General features: G+C 55.1%; 22 protein-coding genes. 9 read left to right on the top strand and 13 right to left on the bottom strand.

From position 1 onward, the window contains the following. Window positions 1-10 precede the first annotated feature (10 nt). The 6 genes from AC3WTM_RS25105 to AC3WTM_RS25080 all read right to left on the bottom strand — a co-directional run bounded on the left by AC3WTM_RS25105 (window position 11) and on the right by AC3WTM_RS25080 (window position 4,402). Window positions 11-481 (bottom strand): ParB/RepB/Spo0J family partition protein, encoded by a 471-nt coding sequence (locus tag AC3WTM_RS25105; protein WP_102685525.1) that lies wholly within the window; start codon window positions 479-481, stop codon window positions 11-13. Window positions 482-570: 89 nt separating this feature from the next. Next, entirely contained in the window at window positions 571-1,965 is a 1,395-nt protein-coding gene (gene xseA, locus AC3WTM_RS25100; RefSeq protein WP_013100932.1) for an exodeoxyribonuclease VII large subunit, read from the bottom strand. Continuing rightward, window positions 1,952-2,164 (bottom strand): exodeoxyribonuclease VII small subunit, encoded by a 213-nt coding sequence (locus tag AC3WTM_RS25095; RefSeq protein ID WP_013100931.1) that lies wholly within the window; start codon window positions 2,162-2,164, stop codon window positions 1,952-1,954. Before AC3WTM_RS25095 ends, xseA begins: the two co-directional genes overlap by 14 nt. A 73-nt stretch (window positions 2,165-2,237) precedes the next feature. Beyond that, on the bottom strand, window positions 2,238-2,867 hold the full coding sequence (locus AC3WTM_RS25090) for a hypothetical protein (RefSeq protein WP_013100930.1): 630 nt from the start codon (window positions 2,865-2,867) through the stop codon (window positions 2,238-2,240). A gap of 321 nt (window positions 2,868-3,188) precedes the next feature. Continuing rightward, window positions 3,189-3,896 carry a DUF2786 domain-containing protein gene (locus AC3WTM_RS25085; protein ID WP_256585968.1) on the bottom strand — a complete coding sequence of 236 codons (708 nt, stop codon included), beginning with the start codon at window positions 3,894-3,896 and terminating at the stop codon, window positions 3,189-3,191. A 29-nt stretch (window positions 3,897-3,925) separates the two neighbouring features. Then, the gene (locus AC3WTM_RS25080; RefSeq protein WP_011154398.1) at window positions 3,926-4,402 is read right to left on the bottom strand and encodes a hypothetical protein; all 477 of its coding nucleotides are present in this window, start codon (window positions 4,400-4,402) and stop codon (window positions 3,926-3,928) included. Window positions 4,403-4,788: 386 nt separating this feature from the next. Between AC3WTM_RS25080 and AC3WTM_RS25075 the strand changes: the two genes are divergently transcribed. Next, a complete protein-coding gene (locus tag AC3WTM_RS25075) occupies window positions 4,789-5,049 on the top strand; it encodes a hypothetical protein (RefSeq protein ID WP_158247788.1) in 261 nt (86 codons plus the stop codon). A 782-nt stretch (window positions 5,050-5,831) separates the two neighbouring features. Here the strand turns inward: AC3WTM_RS25075 and mobI are convergent. Next, window positions 5,832-6,326: a conjugative transfer protein MobI(A/C) gene (gene mobI / locus AC3WTM_RS25070; protein WP_013100926.1), complete on the bottom strand. Its 495-nt coding sequence runs from the start codon at window positions 6,324-6,326 to the stop codon at window positions 5,832-5,834. Between the two features lie 260 nt (window positions 6,327-6,586). On the opposite strand from mobI, the gene AC3WTM_RS25065 reads away from it, so the two are divergent. The 7 genes from AC3WTM_RS25065 (at window position 6,587) to AC3WTM_RS25035 (ending at window position 11,747) form a co-directional block, all read left to right on the top strand. Continuing rightward, on the top strand, window positions 6,587-7,567 hold the full coding sequence (locus AC3WTM_RS25065; protein WP_028621613.1) for a ParM/StbA family protein: 981 nt from the start codon (window positions 6,587-6,589) through the stop codon (window positions 7,565-7,567). Between the two features lie 36 nt (window positions 7,568-7,603). Then, window positions 7,604-7,876, top strand: a complete 273-nt coding sequence (locus AC3WTM_RS25060; RefSeq protein WP_080922816.1) for a hypothetical protein — start codon at window positions 7,604-7,606, stop codon at window positions 7,874-7,876. Next, window positions 7,869-8,438, top strand: coding sequence for a transglycosylase SLT domain-containing protein (locus tag AC3WTM_RS25055; protein ID WP_013100924.1), 570 nt, complete (start codon window positions 7,869-7,871; stop codon window positions 8,436-8,438). Before AC3WTM_RS25060 ends, AC3WTM_RS25055 begins: the two co-directional genes overlap by 8 nt. 10 nt (window positions 8,439-8,448) lie before the next feature. Then, window positions 8,449-9,483 carry a hypothetical protein gene (locus AC3WTM_RS25050; protein ID WP_013100922.1) on the top strand — a complete coding sequence of 345 codons (1,035 nt, stop codon included), beginning with the start codon at window positions 8,449-8,451 and terminating at the stop codon, window positions 9,481-9,483. An 82-nt stretch (window positions 9,484-9,565) separates the two neighbouring features. Then, window positions 9,566-10,867: an RNA-guided endonuclease InsQ/TnpB family protein gene (locus AC3WTM_RS25045; protein ID WP_028621615.1), complete on the top strand. Its 1,302-nt coding sequence runs from the start codon at window positions 9,566-9,568 to the stop codon at window positions 10,865-10,867. 18 nt (window positions 10,868-10,885) lie between these two features. After that, window positions 10,886-11,257 (top strand): hypothetical protein, encoded by a 372-nt coding sequence (locus tag AC3WTM_RS25040; RefSeq protein ID WP_169715582.1) that lies wholly within the window; start codon window positions 10,886-10,888, stop codon window positions 11,255-11,257. A gap of 184 nt (window positions 11,258-11,441) precedes the next feature. Next, entirely contained in the window at window positions 11,442-11,747 is a 306-nt protein-coding gene (locus AC3WTM_RS25035; RefSeq protein ID WP_043859881.1) for a hypothetical protein, read from the top strand. 27 nt (window positions 11,748-11,774) lie between these two features. On the opposite strand, the gene AC3WTM_RS25030 is transcribed toward AC3WTM_RS25035, so the two are convergent. From AC3WTM_RS25030 to AC3WTM_RS25005, 6 genes are all read right to left on the bottom strand, one after another. Then, on the bottom strand, window positions 11,775-14,933 hold the full coding sequence (locus tag AC3WTM_RS25030; protein ID WP_047297001.1) for a conjugal transfer protein TraG N-terminal domain-containing protein: 3,159 nt from the start codon (window positions 14,931-14,933) through the stop codon (window positions 11,775-11,777). A gap of 11 nt (window positions 14,934-14,944) precedes the next feature. After that, a complete protein-coding gene (locus AC3WTM_RS25025) occupies window positions 14,945-16,345 on the bottom strand; it encodes a conjugal transfer protein TraH (RefSeq protein ID WP_047297003.1) in 1,401 nt (466 codons plus the stop codon). After that, on the bottom strand, window positions 16,342-17,367 hold the full coding sequence (locus AC3WTM_RS25020) for a thioredoxin family protein (RefSeq protein ID WP_102685523.1): 1,026 nt from the start codon (window positions 17,365-17,367) through the stop codon (window positions 16,342-16,344). Before AC3WTM_RS25020 ends, AC3WTM_RS25025 begins: the two co-directional genes overlap by 4 nt. Before the next feature lie 118 nt (window positions 17,368-17,485). Beyond that, window positions 17,486-18,601: a DUF7146 domain-containing protein gene (locus AC3WTM_RS25015; protein ID WP_102685522.1), complete on the bottom strand. Its 1,116-nt coding sequence runs from the start codon at window positions 18,599-18,601 to the stop codon at window positions 17,486-17,488. 51 nt (window positions 18,602-18,652) lie between these two features. Then, window positions 18,653-19,270 (bottom strand): DNA primase, encoded by a 618-nt coding sequence (locus AC3WTM_RS25010; protein WP_102685521.1) that lies wholly within the window; start codon window positions 19,268-19,270, stop codon window positions 18,653-18,655. After that, window positions 19,267-19,584, bottom strand: a complete 318-nt coding sequence (locus tag AC3WTM_RS25005) for a hypothetical protein (protein WP_102685520.1) — start codon at window positions 19,582-19,584, stop codon at window positions 19,267-19,269. Before AC3WTM_RS25005 ends, AC3WTM_RS25010 begins: the two co-directional genes overlap by 4 nt. Before the next feature lie 410 nt (window positions 19,585-19,994). Between AC3WTM_RS25005 and AC3WTM_RS25000 the strand changes: the two genes are divergently transcribed. Then, window positions 19,995-20,681 (top strand): hypothetical protein, encoded by a 687-nt coding sequence (locus AC3WTM_RS25000; RefSeq protein WP_102685519.1) that lies wholly within the window; start codon window positions 19,995-19,997, stop codon window positions 20,679-20,681. The last annotated feature ends 45 nt before the right edge of the window (window positions 20,682-20,726 follow it).

Below are 20,726 nucleotides of genomic sequence, written 5' to 3'. Positions count from 1 at the left end.
CTTTCCTTGATCAGTTTTCGATTTCACAGCTATCAAGTAAGGATTTGATCCGGTCTTGAAACTCCGGGTGCTCAGCAGATATCTCCTGAAGCTCAGGTAGTCGCTCAGTCACAATATCGGCCGCATTTACCCCGAACTCGGAAACCAGCCTTTCGAGGCTGTTGATGACCTCTTCTGGTGCAATATTCTCTCGGACAGTGTTGCAAATAAGGGCTACTGCGGCCTTGGAATGATCATCGAGCTCCACGACACGGATAGGGACTATATCCATAGCCAGTTTCTTAGCTGCCAGCCAGCGAACCTGGCCACCGCCAGGGGTGATCTCATAGCGGTCACCAAGACGGGTAACCAAAAGGGGCTCCATGATTCCGTAACTGAGAATGCTCTCAGCCATAGCATCGACTTGGGCCTGACTGGGAGTTTTTGGGCTGAGCTTGCTTCGCACCAGCTTGTTCGTTTGAACCGCCGTGGGTTTTTTCAAGTCTGGTTTCCTCAACCTTTCGGGTTAGTGCTCTGCGGTTCGCCACTCGCAGCCTTCTTCGGCAATTTAGATGGAATATTTCTGCTGCGTCATTGCGCTTTTGCCACTTCCGCAATGACATGGCCATCGGCGAAGGCCAGATCCAGCTTGCCTGCATCGCGAGCCTGCTGGGCACTGCTGATTATCTCCCCACCAGGGCCACGGACTAAGGCAAAGCCTCTCCCGAGCAGTGCAAGCGGATTTGTCTTGTCGTAGACCGTGCATGCAAGCTCCAGGCGCGAAATTTCCTTGGCGATCAGCGCCCTACTCAGGGAAGCCACCCTCGAGGCGGCAAACAGCCCCCTTTGGCGCTCAGCTACACACAGACCAGCCCCGAGCCTTGAAAATCGATCCTGCGCGAGCTGGAGGGCCATGCGCTGTTGACTGAGGAGGCGGTCTCGGCCTTTGTCGAGGCTGCTTTGCTGTTGCAACAGTTGCCGATGCTCCCCATGGAGCGTTTCCGTCACCCGCCGGCTGAAGGTGCTCCAAGCGCGATCCAGATGCGGGGCTTGCCCAGACACCAGGCGCAAGATCATGCCGTTGGCCCGCTCGACCTGAGCCCGAGCAGTTGAGGCCTCAGACATGAGCGCTGTTTTGATGAACCCGATGACCTTCGATGGTGTGTCGAACCGGCGGTGTGCCACGAGGTCAAGCACGCATTCGTCGATCTCGTGCCCAATGCCGGTGAATACCGGCACAGGCAACCGGCACACCCAAGCCGCAAGGTTCGCGTCGTTGAGCCAGGCCAGATCGCTTTTCGCCCCACCCCCGCGGATGATGCATACGGCGTCGAATGGCTGCTGTTGATGTTGCTCATGAACCGTCCGCAACGCAGAGCGGATGCTGTCTGATGCATCACGCCCCTGGAACGTCGCTGAGAAATACTCGAAGCCGCACACCTCGGCCGCAGCCAACTGCTCTGCATCACGCCGAAAATCGGCCAGCCCAGCAGCCTCGTGCGGAGCCACAACCGCAACGCGCCAGAACCCCCCTGGAGAGGGAAGTCCCCGCTGTAGGTCGAACCACTGCCGCTCCTTCAGGGAGGCAATGATCTTCTGCATCTTGGCCTGCATGTCACCCAGCGTGTAGCTCGGGTCGATGCCGGTGACCATCAGGGAGAAGCCAAACTGAGGGGAAAAATCTGCCCTCACTTTCAGCAGGACGTTCATTCCTGCTTGGGGCAGGCCTCCGGTTGCCTGCTGCCACTCACCAAGTACCTTGCCGGCGACGTTCGCAAACATGGTGCACCGTGCCTTCGCGACCTCGGCTCCATCACGCGACTCCAAGATGTCCATGTAGCAGTGGCCGTTCGGGCGGCGCTTGAAGTCACTGAGTTCTGCAACAACCCAGCAGCTGTCTGGCACCGCAGCACGGATGGCCTTCTGGATCTGGGTAAGGTATGCGCTGAGAGTGAGGTGCTGCTCAATCGGATCAGGTGCGCTCACCGGCCTGTCCCTCTTCAGCGCCCAAGGTCGCTTGAACAACGCCCTCGATGCGGGTAAGCCGGTCGGCGCAGAACTTACGGGCATCCGCAAATTCGCGAGCAAGGGTCTCCAACTCGTCGATGCTCACTTCATTGCGTTCCAGGCGCTTTACCGTCTGGTCGATGAAGGCGATGTTGGCTTCGTAGGTATCTCGGCTCATGTGGGAAGTCCTGGGGAAGATGGGATCAATCAACGTGCCGATTGTCGCAGCTTCCCCAAAAGACCCAACCCTATCAGCCTTCAGGCTGAACCCACGTTGTCTGACCCTCTGGGATCACGCCTCGATTGCAGCCGTATTTGGACAGGTACAACACCCTGCTCTGCCGCAACCAGGCCTCAACGGTTGGAACGATCATCGCGGCATACTCGGCAAGGCTCGGGTGTTTCTTCCAGTCGCCATTGCCGATCGCGGATTCCAGCGAACGGTCATACCAGGCGTTGACCAGCTGCTCGACTCCAGCCAGTTCCTCGCCGGCGGACGGTGCGGAATGGATCAGGTTATGCGCCTCGCGTTTCCTTTGCTCTCGGGTGGCATGTGCAGCTGGTAACGCTCCGAGGGAGAAAAGAGCGTCCTCAAAATTGAGGTGACGCTTCTCGTGAGTAGTCGAGTCCTCGGCTACATCGGGGACGAAAGAAAAGCGGCAGAGCTTGCAGTAGACCACGCCACCGTCCTTCCGCTCGTAGTGCTGCTCTAACGAGCGAGCGACCCACTTACGAACTTCGTGATAGCTGCGTGCTTGAAGATGATGCTGCGCCATCAGGTTGAGGCGCTGCGCATGGCTCAGTCCTGGGTGAAGGGCCTTTGCCTGTTTGGCGAGCTTTTTGAGGTTTTCGATATCGCGGAGTGTGATTGGGTTTTGCATACGGCAGCCTCCAAAGGCTGATGCTCTGTGTCCACTTCGGAGCACCCATAAGGGTTCCGTTGGTTTGTCGGTAGTGCTTTCGCTTTGCCAATGTGGACGGCAGGCACCTACCCGTGTGCCGAGGGGAATATCTCTGTCTCGATTGCGAACGTCAAGTGTGATGTCGAATTTCGCCCGGCTGGTTGAAATTTGAGCATCGCCGGGGGAGCGTTTCCAGACCGCCACGCCAGGACTTTATCCACAGGCTTACCCCCACTTTCAGGGGACAAACCTCGGGCGAAAAAAATCCCGCTCGAGCGGGACTTATTCCTGGGCCCTGCGTCATTCCAACTCCAACTGCCTGTGCTCGTCACGCCCCATGGGTTTGTGCAGAGAAACGCTTTCACCATCCATTTTGCCCTGAATGTACGCTCGGTACGCATCCATATCCAGTTTTCGGCGTTTCATCTTTGTGATCGGAACACCAGGATAATGTCTTTGGGTATAAGCGTGGATTGCCCGCTCCCCTTCTTCCGTAATGCCGGCAAATTCCTCTACTCGTTTATGTACGCCGATGATCCACGCTTCTGCATACAGCACTCCCGCTCTGCGCCTTTGCACTGTGCCCTGAATGCTGACCCCTGAGAGGTATTTTCTCTTGGAGTCTTTCAGTTGCCGGATAAGCACCTCATACGCATAGGCCGACATTTCAGCGCTACCGATTTCTCCAATAAAAATCAGCGACTGCCCGTCAGGCCCATAGCTGTAGAAACTCACACAGCCAAACGCCTTAGAGACAGTCATCGACAACATGCGAATCCATTGTGGCGGAACGCTTTTGGCTTTACCGATCCGCAGGGAGAATTCTTCCGCCTGGGTAGCACGCACATCGCCTACTTCCAGCTTGAACTTGTCCATAAGTTTGCGGGCTTGCCGCATTGCTGCTTCGGCCTCATGCGGGTTGCTGGATTTTGCGAGCGCAAAACATTTCTTGATTCTGCCTAGTGCGCGAGCGCGCTTATCCATGTCTGCAATTGCGCACTCACTCACCAGCCAATCCTCCGCTTCGCGACACGTTATTAAGCATGACGTTTCAGCGACAACCAATATCTCCCCGTATTCGGGTTGCTCAGCAAGTATACTTGCTCCATCCCCTCAAAAGAGGTGTCCAACTTTTGGACGCCAGCCCCGAAATACTCCCCCAAACGCGACAACACTTTTTCCTGTTCTGCTTGCGGCTGGTCTTTAAGTTCATCGAGAACCATCTTCAGCTCTGTGATAGCGGCGGCAAAAAACGTTCTTGCTCGCAACGCATCCGCTTGCCCGAGCGTTGACTCGTATTCACTAAGCACTACCGCCATCGCCATAGAACTCCGCTCACGCAACCCTGCGCACTCCTGAGTGAGTACGATTGCAATTAGGAGATCATGACTGCCCGGAATGTCTGCATGCAGCACCTCCAATATTTCCTCAGACCACTCCTTATCCGCAGGGAGGTTGTATCCTTCAAGAGAAAAACTACCGCTGGCCCCGATCAACTCATTAACGCCGTACATAAAATCCCCTTGTCCCTAAATTTGTGGTTCACCTTAACAACATGCATCCATCCGCTTCGCGACACGTTTAAAAGCGCACGCACGCAGCATCAAACTAGATCTTCCTGTTTGATTCGTAACTAATTCGGTTCATCAGGCAGTAGTCGACAGTGTATCCATCTATCCGGGTAACGATTTCCCCAGTCAAATCGAGCAGAGCAGATGCCCCTGCGTAAAATCCAATTCCGCCGCTGGCATATTTTCCGCTCCGAATCTGGAATCCTTTGGCGTCAGTGATGGATACGCCGGATATTTCGTGCCATAGGAGAAATACACCCTCCCCGTACAGGCCGTCATCCCGCACTGAAAAAAGAACCTGCCGGAGTTGGCTCCCATGGGCAACGCCTATGAAATCGCCGTTTGGTAGCACCGGCGGGAATAACCTGCCGTCATCTCTTTTTCTAAACTCCAAATGTCACCGCCTGTTCATTGCCGTGTTTCGCCGGCTCTTTAGGTTCGATATCACGCTGGTGACAACCAATGCTGACTTGATCGACAAGCTTACGCAGCAAGCGATGCCGGTAATGCACATGCCAGTGAAAATCATCCCGTGGATTGCTGATGTCCATGCTCCGAGGTATGGCAGGTTCGCGAAGATCATTCGCTAGGCCCTCCCCTTACGCTCGCAGATTTGCCAGCCAAGGCTTTCATCGCCGCCCGCAGTTTCGCGCAGTCGGTTTTCGCATCGCTGAGTACATACCTCGATCCGTAGTAGGTCAGCCAGGCGGTTGCTAACCCGGCACTCAACGCGCCGATTGATCCAAGCAGTAGTTCCAGTTGTTCGCTCCCGAGCATGAGATTTACTCCCTCTCAATCCTGGCTGCTTACTCCAGCCCGCAAATTTGCGCTGTGCCAATGCTCCCACCATCGCAATCAATCCCAAGGATTTAGTGCGCTCCGAATCCGCTGCCCGCCCTCTACCTGCCCGCAGGTGCTTGCTCACTTCCGTTACACCCCCTTCACCCGCTTCGCGACACAGGTTCAGGAAAACCACCCTCACACCACCTCGCTTGCTTATGGGAGTCTGACGGTTCACCTCACATAGAGAGAAAATCGCATTGGGGCTAGTTTCATGCGCGCCGCTCTGAAAGGCCCGCGCAACGGGGCGTGTAGCGATATCCACGTCAGATGGTTGCCGTGAAGGGGTGTCGTCATCGCCAAAGGGGTGTCGTGAAGGGGTGTTGTGAAGGGGTGTTGCTGGACTGAAACGCCCGCCCGCTAAGGCGTCGCGGCTATTCAGCCGGGTCAGTTTGCAGCAAACGGTACTGTGAAGAGGTGTCGTCATCGTCGAAGGGTGTCGTGAAGGGGTGTCGTGAAGAGGTGTTGTAGGTCGGAGCCCTTGATTTTGTTGGGCTCCACCATTTTTCGGCACAGTTCCCAGGCGACTCGCTTAGTCGGACGTTGCGGGGTAATCATGAGTGATGAACGCAGAAATCGAGCCGTCAACCACGCCAGCTTTCTTCACCGCAGGGACAAGCTGACGGCGGACTCGCTGAATGACCGAGCACGTTTCCCGGATCTCGGCGAGCTGGATTTCGTAGGCCCGAACGATGTTCTTCAAGGGCTCCTTGACGAATGAGAACGACGAGACCGGGTACTTGCTTCCCTGACCCTTATTGATTGTCCGGATGACCCGCGGTTTCTTGGCTTCGCCTTCCTTGAGCCTCGGCAAAATGACTTTCGCCCATTCGATGGTGACGGCATTCGGGCTGGATTGCCGGATACGGATCACGATCGGTATGTGCCCTGGCTTACCTGCGTGCAGTGAAAGGGCTGTCTGGAAGAAAGAGTCGCGCAGCTCCTCCGCTCGGCCGACAAGGCTGGAATAGACGCGATCAAGCTCCGCTACTGCTGGGTGCTTGGGGGCTTCAGAGGGTGAGTTCATATGTTGCTCCTTTGTGGATGGGAGCATTTTGCGGGTCGACAGAGAAGGCGTGGATCGTTTTCAGACGCTAAAACGTCCTGAAAACGAAGCCCAAAGCTTTCAGGAAGGCTGATTATTACGGTGCGTCGTCATCTGGTGACCGGGTGATGCAGATATAGCGCTTGGGATTCTTTGGATGTGGGGTTTCATGTGCTGCGGGGTCATTCGCGTCGTCATCTGACGCACTTCTTTTGTCATTTTTTGCTGGGAGCGGCATTCGAATGGGTAACGCCTTAGGTCTGGATATTGGTTACAGCAACGTGATTGGCGTTTTTGGCAGTGGGGATGGGCATCCGGAGTCGATTATTCGCCCCTCGCAGGCCGCTCCCTTGAGCGTTCTGCCTGGGGATTCTGGGTTACGCGCTGGTGAAGTAATCGTGGAGGTTGATGGAGCGCCCTGGGTGGCATTTGCCGCGCCCGGCCGTGTTCAGGATGGACGAGAACTGCACGAGGATTACACGTCTTCGCACGCCTATGAGGCCCTGTTTAAGGGAGCTCTGCTGCATGCTGCGGGTGATAAAGACGTGATTGACTGCTTAGTAACTGGCCTTCCTGTCTCGCAGGCTCGCGATAAGGCCTATGTGGAAGCCCTAGTAAAGCGTATGACTGGGACGCATCGCATTACGCCAAAGCGAGAGGTTACCGTTAAGCGAGTAGAGGTTGTTGCTCAGCCGATCGGGACTCTGACAGAGATCTACTGCAACTCAGATGCATCGGAAGTTATTGAGGAGTCAGTTTCGATCATTATCGATCCGGGATTTTTCAGTGTTGATTGGGTCGTATTTGACCATCGCGAGCTGGTAGTCAACTCCAGCAGCAGCAGCCTCAAGGCTATGTCTGTTGTACTTGAAGCGTGCAATGAAGAGATTGCGAAGGATCATGGCGGTATTCCTGGCGTAGAAAAGATTGAACATGCGCTCCAGTCGGGTAAGTCATACATCCTGATTTATGGCCGCAAGGTTGAACTTGCAGAATATCTAGAGCGTGCTGCCGAACGTGTTATCCCATCCGTTTTCACTGAGATTAAGCAAGGACTTCGATTCCTGAAGGGCCGTGCTATCGACTGTGTGATCCTCGGCGGCGGGGGAGCCTCATTGTATGAGCCATTTGCCAGAAAAGAATTTCCCGATGCATTGGTAGTCAAGCCCGTGAACAGCGTAAAAAGCAATGCCGAAGGTTTCTGGCATATCGCACGCTCTTAATTTAACGGGTGCGCAAGGACGCGCTAAGGAGGGAATGTGGATAAAACGATGAGACTACAATGTCGAGTCACGCCAGCGACACAAGAATTGCACGCGCATCTTGAAACTATTGACCCCGATTATCGGGGTAAAAGACTTGTTGCAATGGCAGCGCTATATCTAAGCATGATTAGTGCGACCGAAGATGCTAAAAGCAAGCAAGCAGATACTCAGCAAGATAATATTGTTGCTGATGACAAAAAGGAACAGGTCAGTAATGAGCCAGCCTCTCGTCCAGTTGCCAGCTGGATAAGGGGGGCAAATGTTTAATATCCGTATCAGTTCTTTTATTGCAGTATCTGCATGCATTGCCATAGGTACTTCAGTGAGCGCTAAAGCTAATGGCTTTTCATTAAAAGGAACGATGTGGGAGCGAGCGTCAATGGCCTCCGCATGCAAGCCGGACCCTCTGCTTCTATATTCACTAGCTCTAAAGGAATCTAAAACATCTGCCGGAAAAGGGATGATTGCACCACACCCGTTTGCGCTTCGCAATGAACCTAGTGGCGCTCTGTACCCTAATACCTACATGGATGCCAAGGCTGTACTCGGCAAATATATTGCCGAAGACATCCTCACCGACATAGGGATTATGCAAATAAACTATCGTTGGAACGGCAATAGAGTAGCGCGCCCGGAGTTTCTTCTTGACCCCGAGGTGAACATCCGCGTTGGTGCTCAGATACTTTGCGAGTCGATTGCTCAATATCCTGTCGATATGCAACTTGCTATTGGTGGGTACCATACACGAAACCCAAAGCGTGAACTTGACGCACGCGAGTATGCGAGTAATGTGCTCAGCATTTGGCGTTCACTACAGCGTTTAAAGTAAGGGCAGGGACATGCGAGTTAAGATCAACGCATCGATGATACAAATGGGCCTGCGCTGGCTGACATCTGGCTTGCGGGATTTCAATGTCATTCTCGCCGAGCAGCGCTTGACTCAAAGCGATATGGTTTGGCTTTCGTCTTTGAGCGCGAACCAGCGTCAGTTGAACGCTGTAGATGCCCTTCCCGTTTCTCTCTACCGTGTTCACTACAACACCCTGAAAGTCGGCAGGGGCTACCTGGACGATGAGGAGTTCAGGGAGATTGGCAACAAGATGGTCATGTTCATGGAGTTTTGTCATTTCTCCCGCGTCAACGAAACAAGCCCTATTCTGGCTGTAGGCCTCGACGATGTTGGGTATCGGGTGTTCGAGGCAGGATCTTTCGACTCTCGCATGATGCTGGTGAGCCGCGGCGGGTTCTCGATTGGCACCAGGTGCAACCTCAGGAAGCTGAGGATGAACTTATCATCGCCAGATGATCAACTGAGAGACGTGACCACCGTATTGCTTGGCGACCTTCGGTACTTCCTGAAGCCTGGCGTAAGTGGCATAGGCCGGGTTAAAGACTATCCGTCTACGATGCCCCTCGATGTGGTTGCGACCGAGTTGCTTCAGCAGAAGCTACAGCCGAAGCTGGTCGCGCAATGGACAGGATTGAATGCAGACGAGGTAGTTCGGATGAAGCGCTCCTTGCTACGGGATACCCCCCTTGTCCAGTCCCAAAGCGGGCGCATACAGGCACCGAATAAGACACTGGCTGAAAGCCCTCTTCACAGCCTGCTCTACCTCACTGTGTACAGGCTGCTCGCCGACAATCCTCTTCGGCGGACGAATGCTCGCGCGGTGGTTGCGGCTCATCGTGAGTATGTGGAGCTGTGTAAAGCGGTTGGCGTCGAGGCCAGCGATATGATCTCCCCTTCCAATGGCTACCAGCTCAGCAACGCAATGAAGACCGGAGACATCACTCTCACCCCATGCAGCAAGTGCAAGGAGATCAATGCTCGTTACGCGCTCAAGCCCGGCCGATGCATCTGGTGCAACCACTGAACATCCTCTGCCAGGCCCGTAGCCAGGCGGCATGCCAAGCGGACGACTTGGGTTATGGGTGAGATGCTGTAGGGTCGGAAGCATGCAAAGGCGAAAAGTGACCTTTAGGCTTTACCCCAATGTCAGCCAGCAAGAACGGCTGGACGGCTGGGTGCGCCTGCACGCCGAACTGTACAACGCTGCGCTTCAGGAGCGCATCGAGGCGTACCGCAAAGCTGGTATCAGTATCAGCTACTACGACCAACAGAACACGTTACCCGTCATAAAACAGTTTCGGCCGGAGCTGGTCGAGCTGGGTAGTCATGCCCTGCAAGAGACCCTGCGCCGACTGGATCGAGCCTTTCAGGCGTTCTTTCGCCGGGTCAAAGCTGGCCAGTCACCGGGATTTCCCCGCTTCAAATCCAGCGCCCGCTACTCGGGCTTCTCCTACCCCGATCCAGCCGGCTGGAAGCTCCAGCAGCTCGGCCAGCGCGGCGGCACGTTGCGGCTGGGCAGCGGCAAGGGCGCGATGATGATTCGTCTGCGGGGCCGCCACCGTTTCGCCGATTTCACGCCGAATGACCTGACCCTCAGCCGCCGCCGCAATCACGCCACCGGCCAAGATCAGTGGTATGCCTCGATCACCCTACGGGTGCCCGAGTCCGCCTGTCGGCGTGAGCGAACAGGCGACGATGCAATTGGTATCGACCTGGGCGTCAGTCACTGGGCCAACTTTGATGATGGCAGCCAGATCGAAAACCCCCGCTGGCTGCGCGAGGCGCTGCCCCAGTTGGCCAACCTGCAACGACAACGCGCCAGAAGGAAGCGGGGTTCGCACCGCTATCGGCTGCTAAGCCAGGAAATCATCCGTCTGCACCAGCGCATTGCAGATGGACGGCGCGACTTCCTGCATAAACAAACGACTTCCCTGGTGCAGCGCTGCGCCCTGATCGCCACGGAAGAACTGCAACCCCAGAACATGAGCCGCAGCGCTAAGGGCACGGTTGAGAAACCGGGCCGTCGCGTGCGGCAAAAGGCTGGACTGAACCGGGAAATTCTCTCGGCCGGCTTCAGCATGGCGCATCAGATGCTCACCTACAAAGCGCACGAAGCTGGTTCCGTTTTGCATCTGTCCGATACGCGCCGATTAAAACCCTCGCAGCGCTGTTCAGCCTGCTGGGCCATCGTGCCCAAACTGCTCAGTGAGCGCATGCACCGCTGTGCCTGTGGCTGCGTGCTGCCGAGGGATCAGAACAGCGCCAGGGTCGTACTGCTCGACGCCTGGATACTGCAAGACACGCCTGGGACGGGCGTGACGGCGAGACTCAAGCCGCTGTCCGCGCAAGCGGTCAAGCCCAAGTCAACGACCCGCGAAATTCCGACGACAACCGCACATGCGGTTTAGTGGCGGAAGAGTTCATTGGTGAACGAGATGCGAAACGACAAAGTTGAGTGCCAGTGCTGCAAGAAAATGATGGTCCCGAAGGTGGTCACTAGCGCCCCCTTCTACATCAGCGGCGTCCCCGTTGGTGGCCGGGACCCGGAGTCTTCGGTTTGTCCGTTTTGCCTGTCGCCCAAGTGGATGCTGACTGAGCAGCAGGTTCTCACTGGAGCAAAAGCGAATGCTGAGTTTTTTGGCATCATGGTGTTGCTTCTGATCAACATCGTCGTGTTCGCCCGCTTGGGTGCCGAGGCGTTGGGCGTGAGCCTTGGCCTGTCTGTTTTGATGTTCCTGTTGCGGGAGCGAATTGCCATCGCGGTGAAGGGTTGGCTGGCCGAACTCTTCAAGGGATGAATTGGGCAGTCGATAGAGAGAAAGGTTTCGTTGTGCGCCAGGCTCGCCCGCAGTCGCGAAGGTGAGGTGTCTACCCATCCAGGGAGAGGCCTGCCCTAGCCAGTTCCTGCCATTACGTAGATTCGCTTGGGTTTACAGCGCGCTGTGAGATTCTTAGGGTAAGAACTTTCGAGGGGTGAACGAGATGCGAAACGACAAGGCTGAGTGCCAATGCTGCAAGAAAATGATGGTTCCACGTGTGGTTATGGAGCGATCGATTTATGTCGATGGTGTGCAGGTCGGGGGTGAGAAGCCTCTCAAAAGCATCTGCCCCTTCTGTTTGAGCGAGGAGTGGAATGGGATGCCTCGGAAAAGCGGGCTTGCTCGCTTGCGTCGTGATGCCATTCTTGGGCTTCGAGCGATTTCTTTGGAGCTGACTATCATTGGTGGAATCGCCCTCTTTTTCGCTGTCATGGCGATCTACCGATTTGTCTTTGTCGGCTTCAACTAAAAAGGGGCTATAAAGCCCCTTTTTTACTCATTCGATTGACGGTCTCCTCGGTCCGCTGGCCTGTTTGGGTTGTTCAGCATTTTCAATTGCCGCAGGTCTAAAGTTTTTGGGCAGGGGATTGTGACGATTGCCCGCAGCGACAGTTTCCACAACCGGCCGGTCAGCAGATGTTCCATCACTTCCTGCTGCCTGGTACGTCAATGAAGCATGGACGCCCTTCGCATAGTCTTCATCCCCGCCAGACGCGATCATGGCTTCCGAGTAGGTGTGGTAGGAGGACCACTGATAAATATCAGAGTCCGTTGGCATGCCTGCCCGGCTAGCTGCTCGAAGTGCGGCTTGGCTATCTGTCAGCCCCAGTTGCTGCCCTTCAGAAACGTCATTGCTGAATTGTGTGTTCTCGTTGCCAGCCAGGAAGTTCGTAAGCGTTTTGCCGCCCGACTGGATGCTCTGAACCGCCGATGCGGCCTTGATCATCAAGCCCTTATCATCGTAGTTCTTACCGAAGGTCGATAGTTGCTGCGCGGCCTCTGAATCTGCCGCCCCTCTAACATCCTCACTGTTGCGAGCATGCGCGAGTTGTGGGGCTAGGCTGTTCTCCGCATGACGGTTTCCGACAAGCTCAGCACCTTGGTCTTCAGCCGCTTCCTTAGCAGAAATGTTCATGTCCTGAGCACCTGCATATGCGTCACTGTTACCCTGCCATCTTGAATTGAACTCGCCTTGCAAACCTGAGTTCCCGGCCGTTGCTGCGCCGGCTTTGTCTGCTATGTTTGCAAACTCTCCCGCATTACCCTGAGCTACGTTGAAGTCGAATGGATTGAATTGGCTCATGACCAATTCGCCGAGCCTGCCTTGCTGGTTAATCGCCCGGATTGCCGCCATCGCCCTCTGCTCGTCCGTATTCGACGACATATCTTTGATGCTTTGGCTATTAAATGCTTCAGCGAAGAGCTTTTTCCCTTCATCAGTTGCACCAGCCATGCGCTGAAGTTCTAAGCCAGACTCTGCTCGAGATACCCCGCCTCTCGATAGCGACTTGATCGCTGCATCGCGAAGATTGAGGCCTTGACTTGCCCTGATGGTGTCTTGCTGAGAAGCCGCTTGGCTGTACGTATTCTGTGCCTGTAGAGCTTCAGTGCGGCTTTGATTTATCTGATCAGTGTTGCTAACACTACTTTGGGCCATCGACGAGTCACGGAAGGCATCACCGGTGGCAAATGTCAGGTCACGGGTGTTAGCGCTCTCCACGGAAGAACTTAACTGCGAGAGAGATTTTTCGGCAGTTCGACGCTCTGTGCCGCTCATTTCGGAAAGCGACTTGCCATCACTGGTTTTGAGGTTGGCCATGATGCCTTTCAGGCCGGCTTGCCCACCAAGCGCTGAGGCTGCGGTTGCCATGTTTATCGACGACTCAGAGAAACCACTGCTTCGAAGATTCTCAACTGCCTGGTTATAGGAAGAGCTTTGCTTGAGAGCATCGCTAGCTTTGATGCTTTCGCCCATTTGCGTCATCGCTTCGCGCCCCGTACTCGTCGAGGCTAGTTGCTGGCCTGCCGCTGAGAGGTTGCTCTGGTACTGGCTCGTGGCCGTTTGCGAGGCGGTTTGGGCGCTCTGAAGGACTGCACTCGCAGCTTGGTCGCCGGTTATCGTCTCAGCAAGCTGCGGCGATCCCGTTCTGCTCACCCCGGAGCTTACCTGGTCGGAAGTAAACGAGGCATTTTGACTGAGAACAGGTGCGCTATCCTGGGCCCGAGGATTCACGTCTTCGGACTTGAATTTGTCGCCTGCCGTCATTTGGCTCATGACGCTGTTGGCAACCATGGCAGAGCCGGAAACGATGAACAGTGCCAATGGAGGCACGGACGCCGCAAGCAGACCGCCAATACCCAGTGCCTTGCCGATGGCTTTGTCTATGTCCATGAGTTGGAGCATTGCGAAACCAGAACCTGTGGGGTCGTAGCCGTTGAATACGGCTTCCATCTGGGAGCCTGCATACCAGAGGGTAAAAGCATTCACGATACTCAACAGCGGCATCCACAAACCCACCGCCAGCGGCAACACGAGATACTTGCCGAGGATAGAAAGGCCAGGCCCACCCAGGAGCAAAGCAAAGGCCATGAACGGCGTCATCGCATAGAGCATGCCCTCGAAGAAGGCGATCATCGGTCTCATGTAGTGTTTGAAGCTGTCGCCCTTCCCCGCCCATTGAATTTCTTGCTGGTTGAGCGATTCGCGAAGAGCCATTGCGGCTCTTTGCTCTTGCCAATGGTTCATGGCATCGACACGGGAATCGTTGAAAATCGGCGCAATTAGCGAAGTCAAAACGTAGTCCTGAGCCGACTTGCTACTCAGTGCGAGGCTCTGAATAGCTTGGTCAGTAGCGGCTTGAACCTGGATACCGCTGGTCATGCGGTTGGTCTTGGCCTCTTCGCTGAACCCTTTCTGGAGAATGTCCTCTAGCACGTCTGTATAGACGTTCTGCAAATGGGCGTTGAGAAACGACCGCGCCTCTGCACAGCTTTTCATGGTGCCGGCGGTACCGTCATAGACGTAGATGAACATCGATGAGTTCTGGTTTGACAGCACCTCCGCCCAGCCAGGCGATCGGTACAGGTCGGTCAAGGTCTTATCCGTTCTCAGCGCCACGGGGTTCAGTGAACAGAATGTCATGTACTCGTTCACCGATCGGGGCAGATCCCACCCGTCCGCTTTTCGGTAGTTTTGGAAGCCGTCCAGTGCCATCGGGTTCCGAAGAGCGTCGCGCACTTTCGACAATGTGCTCAGACTCGAGAACAGCCCGTAGTCGGTCATGCTTGGAGTAGAAAATGCCTGCTCCGCGGTTTTTGTAATGCCGTAGGCCACCGTTGAGATGACTGAGCCGACAAAGGCAGGGCCAAGAGGCACGTTGTCCACCACCCGCACCTGCGACGACACCGTATCCTCGATAACAGTGGTGGCTGTAGGGCCGTAGAACATCATGTAAAGGACGAGCACAAGGCCCGCCTTTCCGAAGGTAATGGCCTGGTTATTGAAAACAGCTTGGAACGCCAACAGAAATAAGCCTATCAGCGCGCCAATACGGGCAAGGTCTTCTGCGTCACCGCTGCCTGTGATCATTGCGCAGGCATTGAGCATGATCTCAAGGAACTCGGCGCTGCCTGTCGTGTAGATAGTGAAGTCCATGGATATCTCCGTTACGCGCCTGCGTTATCGTTGATGGTTCCCTGTGGCAGGGTTCCATTATCAAACACAGGGGCCATCTGGAGCATTTTCTCGGCTTGGCCATCGGCATCTTTGCCTTGCATTGCTTCCTCGATGTACGAGCGGTATTCATCCATGAGCTCACCCTTGGTAGCCCGCAGGTCCTCAATCACCTTCCCTGCATCCGCCATATTCAGGCTGGTCAGGCCTTTCTCTGTATGCCCAAGCAGCTGATAAATCAGGCTCATCGAAGCATCAGCAGCAATTTTCTTGGCGAACTGGTTCAGATAGTCATAACCGGATTGAGCCCCTGCCTTCTGGGTGATCTTCATCAAATTCACCCCTACTCGGCTTGATGCGAGGTATGCAATCCGGTTTCCGTCAGCAGCGGTTGCAGTGCCGTTCGCAAAACGCTCAAGGATTCCGTTGTTTTGAAGATCCTCTAGGATTCGAGTCTCGAGGCCCTTGAAGCTGGTGAGAGTTCGGATGTTCGGGTCTGAGCAGTCCGGGTCATCCTGGTCGCACTGGTAGACCTTGACATCAAGGTTGGCCGAGCCCTCAACAAGAATCTTCAGACCTTCGCCGGTGATCAGCTTCGGCATGGGATGCGCAGCGAAGTTTTTCCCCCCGCTGGCGTCGTTGGTGAGCGACACGTTGTAGCTGCCGACCATCGACATGATGAATTCCGCGTTTTCGTCGCTGCCGAATAGGATCTGCGACTGGAGGCCAGACTTCATCATGGCGCACCACAGAACATTCCCTGTGTTCTCACATTGAACGGCCTTACCAGAGGCAGCAATCCGGTTGGCTGGTGAGTCTTCTTTGGTGGATTTCGCGGTAAAGAAGTCAGATGAGACGTTCGACCCGAAGGCCGTCATCGCGGATTTGAAGTCGGTGCTTTCTTCGTATGCCTTTTTGGCATTCGTAACCAACCCACTCGCCAGCTGGCAGCTGTTGGAAAACATTTGATTGAGCGCCTGGATCTTGTTGGCCAGGTTGCGGATCACACCACCTGTCTGAGCGTCCATCGCATCGAGGGCCAACTCAAAGGCAAAGCCCGAAACAATGCCAGCCGCGTTCGACGCCACATTCCTCATGAGCGCTACAAACTCTTCGCCGTTGATAAAGGAGAACGAGCCGCTGTAAAGGTTGATCCCCCCGCATCCACCCTTTGCGCTTGGCGGGGTAATGCTGATGAGGTTGGCGGTGGATATCCGATTCCGAAGGACAACGGACCCGCCGGTAATAACGCCGCGTGTGGCTGTTTTATATGCCCCTGGACTGGTGACGTTGATCATGCCGCTGAACATTTCATTGACCTGCTGTTGAATGTTCGCGTGAGCCCCGAAGGGCACCATCAGCGCTACAGCAAGGGCGATCGGTTTGATTTTCACTGGGCACCTCCGTTGTCTTTTTGAAAGGCACGACGAGCTTCATCGCGCATCCGATTCACGAATTCGTTAGGGTTTTTGGTTGCATCGGGCGGGGCGTCAGCCAATTTTGTGGCGTCGATCAAACCCATGGTGTTAAGGCGGGATGTGGCGTTGTATTCCTGATCGGAAATAAGCCCCGCTTCATTCGCCGCCATTAGAATCCGAGTGGTTGCCGTCTCCATTGAAACGGTGCTGAAGCTGACGATCTTCACGTCATTCGGAGGGATGACCAGGGCCAGCGCCGGCGAGGTGATGATGCCAAGCTGCTCTGCGAGCCCAGTGTCGTACTGCGTGTTTGGGTATTTGCCGCCAGGAAGGGGTGCCCCATCCATAGAGACGGGCATGACAGTAAACCCGTACCTGAACTCGAGTGCAGAGACCGCTGCCAGGGCCTGTTCGCAAAGAATGCAGTCGTTACCGTTGTAGAAGAACATCAGCGCAGAGCTGCCAGCGATGAGCTTCAGCAGGGTTTCTTTCTGCTTGCCGGCCGCCGTCGCTAGAGCGTCGGAGGCGGCGTTGGAGGCGGGATAACGCATATCCTCGTCGAGGAAGGGGTCATTACGGATTACCTCGACGGAGTGACGCGAGAATCGCTCGGCCTTGTCGAGCATGATTCGCTGAGCCCAGAAGTACGCACTCACATTCTCCTTCGTGGGGTTATCCATGGCTGCATCACGCAGCTTCGGAAGCATTTCCCGAATCCACGCCACGCTGCCAGTCGGTGGCAACTCGGGCGCGGGCGGCTCGGAGGCTTCCGTTTCGGCAGGTGGTGGGGCCGCTGGAACCGGCGCGGGCTCAGTTTTCTGGGGTTCCTGTTCAGGAGGCGGATCTTCGTACCAGAACCAGCCGCGTTCTTTGTCCTGATAGAACGAAGAACCAGCAACCTGGGGCGTTTTTGACTCGGCGGGCTTGGTCTCTCCCGCAAGAGAAATGCTGCTTATAGCGGCAGCAAGCAACAAGATGGGGAATTTTAGGGGCGTCATGAGTCCGTCTGGCCAAGATGGGGATGCTCGAATTGTGAGCGTTGGCCAACAGGAGGGGGCGCGTTTTCAGGCGCTTTTACGGTCGGAAAAAGAGAGGAGAGTCGAGAAGGCCAGAGGCCTATCGCTGTGCGCGATAGACCTCGTGGCCGAGGAAGCCGAGAGAACCACGTTCACGAAGAACATCATTCCAATCGACACCTTTGGAGCCGTCAGGGATGGGCATGTCCGGCAACATTATTTGCGCCTTGATCCCCATTTCCCACAGACGTTTTTTTAAAGCGAATGCCGCTTTCTGGCCGCCCTCCTTGCGGTCCTTGTCAGCCCAGATTCGGACTGCTTTGGTGCAGGCTGGTGGTACGAAGCTCTCCAAAAGGTAGGAATTCACCAAGGGCCATACGGGTATACCCATGGCTGTTTCCACCGACAGAGCTGTTTCCAATCCTTCACATACATCCAAGACTTCTCCTGGATGCGATGTTGGCACCGCACAACCGGGAAGCTTGCGGTTGCTGGGGATTGGAAACATTTTTTTCGGCTCAGCGAGATCAGCTTTCTCACCCTTCATTGTCAGATAGTGACGGTTGATGGTCACAGCCTGGCCTTCAGGATCGATAAGCGTACACACTATCCCTGGATGCTTAGAACGCTTGCCGGCTTTGTCCTTGTAGGTCAATTCCGGATGAAAGCGAACGTAGCGGCTCAGCTCTGGTCGGTCCCAAGCAAGAATGCCTCGGGAGCGAAGATAGAGCCTTGCTGGTTCCGCTGATGGGTCTGTGAGAGGAACGGTTCCCTTCCACAGGTTGCGCATAGCTTCACGCAGCCAATCGTCTGAAACCTCTGGTTTTGCTGGGGCTCGCTCCTTACGGATTACAACGCTTGGGATAAATCCATCAGCGGTGCGTCCATACGGGTCTTTGACCCGGAGCAATGCTCCAACCTCCTGTAAAGCATGGTGAAAGCTCCAGCGGTTGACCCACATCAGCAAGGCTATGCCATCAGCCTTGACCCCGCAGGTACGGCAGATCCCGCCGCTCGACGAGCCTGCCGTCTTACGGAAAATCTTAAAACCGTCTTCCCCACCATGCACCGGACATGGAACCCCACGCCCTGCTTTTTTGTGAGCCGGCACCAATGAAGATGCGAGGCTTGCGTATATGTCATGCCAGCGGCCATCAGCGGCTACCAGCACATCTTGCTTCTCTGGGGCGTAATTGCCTTCTGAGTCTTTGGACATGGGTACCTCCGTTTGGTTGAGATGCGCCCCGAAGGGCGCATTTGCTGGCTATTACACGATCTTGATTTCCCAGGAGTTGCGGTAGGTATCAACCCAGTCCTGTTCTTTCTTGCCGTTGACATCGACCTCTTTGAGCACTTTCACGGGGGTTTTCCCGAGGAAGGTCAGCGAGATAACGTCACCTTGTTGCGCGCCGGACTGGCGGAGCTGAGCGCTAAGCTCAATCCCCCAAACCAGGTGCTCACCGATCCGAAGAAAGAACGAGTTTCCGTTCTTCTTGCGGAACCGATACGGCGCAAATCCAGACCCGCGGTATTCACCGGTCACGGACTTGCCAGCCACACCCTGAAAGTTGATCTCAGTAGCACGCGCGCCATGGTCATCACCGCCTTCGGCGGATTCGACTGCTGACGCTTTTTCTTGGCGCTCGGGTTGTGAATCGCGAGGGATGAACTCTCCCTTGATCTCGTCCGGCTGTTGATTCTCGATCGGTGCAACCTGTTTGCGATCTTGCGGCCGATACAGCTTGTTGATCACAACAGTTTCGAGAGGCTGCGTCGTTTCCTGATGCTCCGGCTCGGGCAGCTTGTGCGCGAGGCGGTCAGAGACAATGCAAAGGCCTTGTTGCAGTCGGAGGTAGCTAGGAACATCGAAGTCAACACGGATCATTGCTCTTCTCCCTGGCGACGCAGGTAGGAGGGAATGTAGTAGTTGTCATAATCGATGCTGTCACACCAACTGGCGTTGGCTGCGACTTGAGAGGTCTTAGTTGCCTGAGGGTACGAGGCCTTCAGGCAGCTGCGCAGATACCGAGAAACACCCAGCAGGATCTGCTCAGCGTTCAGAAGTACCACAGCGAGGAACACACAGAATGCGAAGGGCAAAATCTGCTCTGCAAACTGCGGTGCGTATACAGCTCCCAACATCGCAACGAGGAAGCCAAACGCGGTCAGCACTTTAACTTTGAGGGTTGTAGATGCCATTTTTCAGTTCTCCATTTTTTAAGAACGGAGAACGCCCTAACGGGAGTTCCCCGTCAGGGTTTTTTTGACACAAAAAAAGGAAGCCCTATGGCTTCCTTTTTTGATCGGCACTACGCGAACGCAGGCTTGGTTTTTTAGCTGATAAGCTCAGCTTGGCTTTCTCCCAGACGCATACACGTCTTGGGTACCAGTGGCAGCAGCATGCTGTCACTTAGGGTCAATGGCCTCCAGGAGGCAAATTCTTAATCGACCTTGGCCGATGAGTGCCGCAATTCTCGCCGCCATTTCACTCTGTCGTCAACCAGAAAAACGCACCTCAAATTCCGACGCTATTCGTGCGTGAAATCGAAATCCAGAGGCTCCGCAAGCTGGTGCAATAGGCTGGCCACCAACATCCGGAGAAACCGCTAATGGCGACCGCTCAACCACAACCTACGAAATACCAATACTCCAAGCCATCCCTCAAAGGAAAAATGGTACTGAACACGGAGCAGGCCAAGTTCTTCGCCGGCAACCGTTTCGATAGCCTCATGACGGCCCTTTTTATCATCGACGTTACGTCCCGCAAGCTGGCGAAAAACCTCAAGACCTTTGATCACAAAGCGGTGGTTGATGCGGTCTCGAAGAAAATCGAGCGCATGGAAGTAGCCGTGCGTGACGAGTCTGAGCGGATGGACACGCTTTTGAAGAGCTTGGGAATCAAAGAGCTTGCAGGGTACAGCTCCCCACTGACTCGTGAATTCGAAATCACCAGCCCAGAAATCAAGCGGATGAGCAGCCTGCTTCAGGCATTTGACCATCTGATTATCCAGGTCGATACCGCCTGGCTGCATGAGAAAATCGATAGCTCGGAAGCTGAGGAATTTCGTGCAAACAAGAGCAACCAAATGGCCCGGCTGATCCGCTCACTCGTTGGCCTCGGTCAGAGCGCGCGAGCAAAGGCATACGCCAGCAAGGTTGCAGAGCTCCAGGAAGATATTGAGAAGGCTGAAGCCAAAGTGAGCGCTGAGAAGGAGGAGCGCGAGGCTGCGGGTCACATTGAGCCTGATGGCAATGCCGACGCTCTCGACTCGCTTCCTGAAGAAGCCGTTGCTTGATCGCGCCAGTAATGAAAACGCCCCGCATTGCGGGGCGTTTTACTT

Source organism: Pseudomonas sp. EU05-FHT14B02 (genome assembly GCF_058791055.1).
The sequence above is the reverse complement of the archived record's forward strand: the minus strand, read 5'-3'. Positions and strand labels throughout refer to the sequence as shown.

Coding starts and splice junctions, on each gene's coding strand:
- mobI (WP_013100926.1), bottom strand. CDS start 6,326: ATGAACTCACCCTCTGAAGCCCCCAAGCACCCAGCAGTAGCGGAGCTT.
- AC3WTM_RS25045 (WP_028621615.1), top strand. CDS start 9,566: ATGCAAAGGCGAAAAGTGACCTTTAGGCTTTACCCCAATGTCAGCCAG.
- AC3WTM_RS25030 (WP_047297001.1), bottom strand. CDS start 14,933: ATGGACTTCACTATCTACACGACAGGCAGCGCCGAGTTCCTTGAGATC.
- AC3WTM_RS25020 (WP_102685523.1), bottom strand. CDS start 17,367: ATGACGCCCCTAAAATTCCCCATCTTGTTGCTTGCTGCCGCTATAAGC.
- AC3WTM_RS25000 (WP_102685519.1), top strand. CDS start 19,995: ATGGCGACCGCTCAACCACAACCTACGAAATACCAATACTCCAAGCCA.
- AC3WTM_RS25035 (WP_043859881.1), top strand. CDS start 11,442: ATGCGAAACGACAAGGCTGAGTGCCAATGCTGCAAGAAAATGATGGTT.
- AC3WTM_RS25080 (WP_011154398.1), bottom strand. CDS start 4,402: ATGTACGGCGTTAATGAGTTGATCGGGGCCAGCGGTAGTTTTTCTCTT.
- AC3WTM_RS25075 (WP_158247788.1), top strand. CDS start 4,789: ATGAAATCGCCGTTTGGTAGCACCGGCGGGAATAACCTGCCGTCATCT.
- AC3WTM_RS25010 (WP_102685521.1), bottom strand. CDS start 19,270: ATGATCCGTGTTGACTTCGATGTTCCTAGCTACCTCCGACTGCAACAA.
- AC3WTM_RS25050 (WP_013100922.1), top strand. CDS start 8,449: ATGCGAGTTAAGATCAACGCATCGATGATACAAATGGGCCTGCGCTGG.
- AC3WTM_RS25095 (WP_013100931.1), bottom strand. CDS start 2,164: ATGAGCCGAGATACCTACGAAGCCAACATCGCCTTCATCGACCAGACG.
- AC3WTM_RS25005 (WP_102685520.1), bottom strand. CDS start 19,584: ATGGCATCTACAACCCTCAAAGTTAAAGTGCTGACCGCGTTTGGCTTC.
- AC3WTM_RS25090 (WP_013100930.1), bottom strand. CDS start 2,867: ATGCAAAACCCAATCACACTCCGCGATATCGAAAACCTCAAAAAGCTC.
- AC3WTM_RS25065 (WP_028621613.1), top strand. CDS start 6,587: ATGGGTAACGCCTTAGGTCTGGATATTGGTTACAGCAACGTGATTGGC.
- AC3WTM_RS25015 (WP_102685522.1), bottom strand. CDS start 18,601: ATGTCCAAAGACTCAGAAGGCAATTACGCCCCAGAGAAGCAAGATGTG.
- AC3WTM_RS25055 (WP_013100924.1), top strand. CDS start 7,869: ATGTTTAATATCCGTATCAGTTCTTTTATTGCAGTATCTGCATGCATT.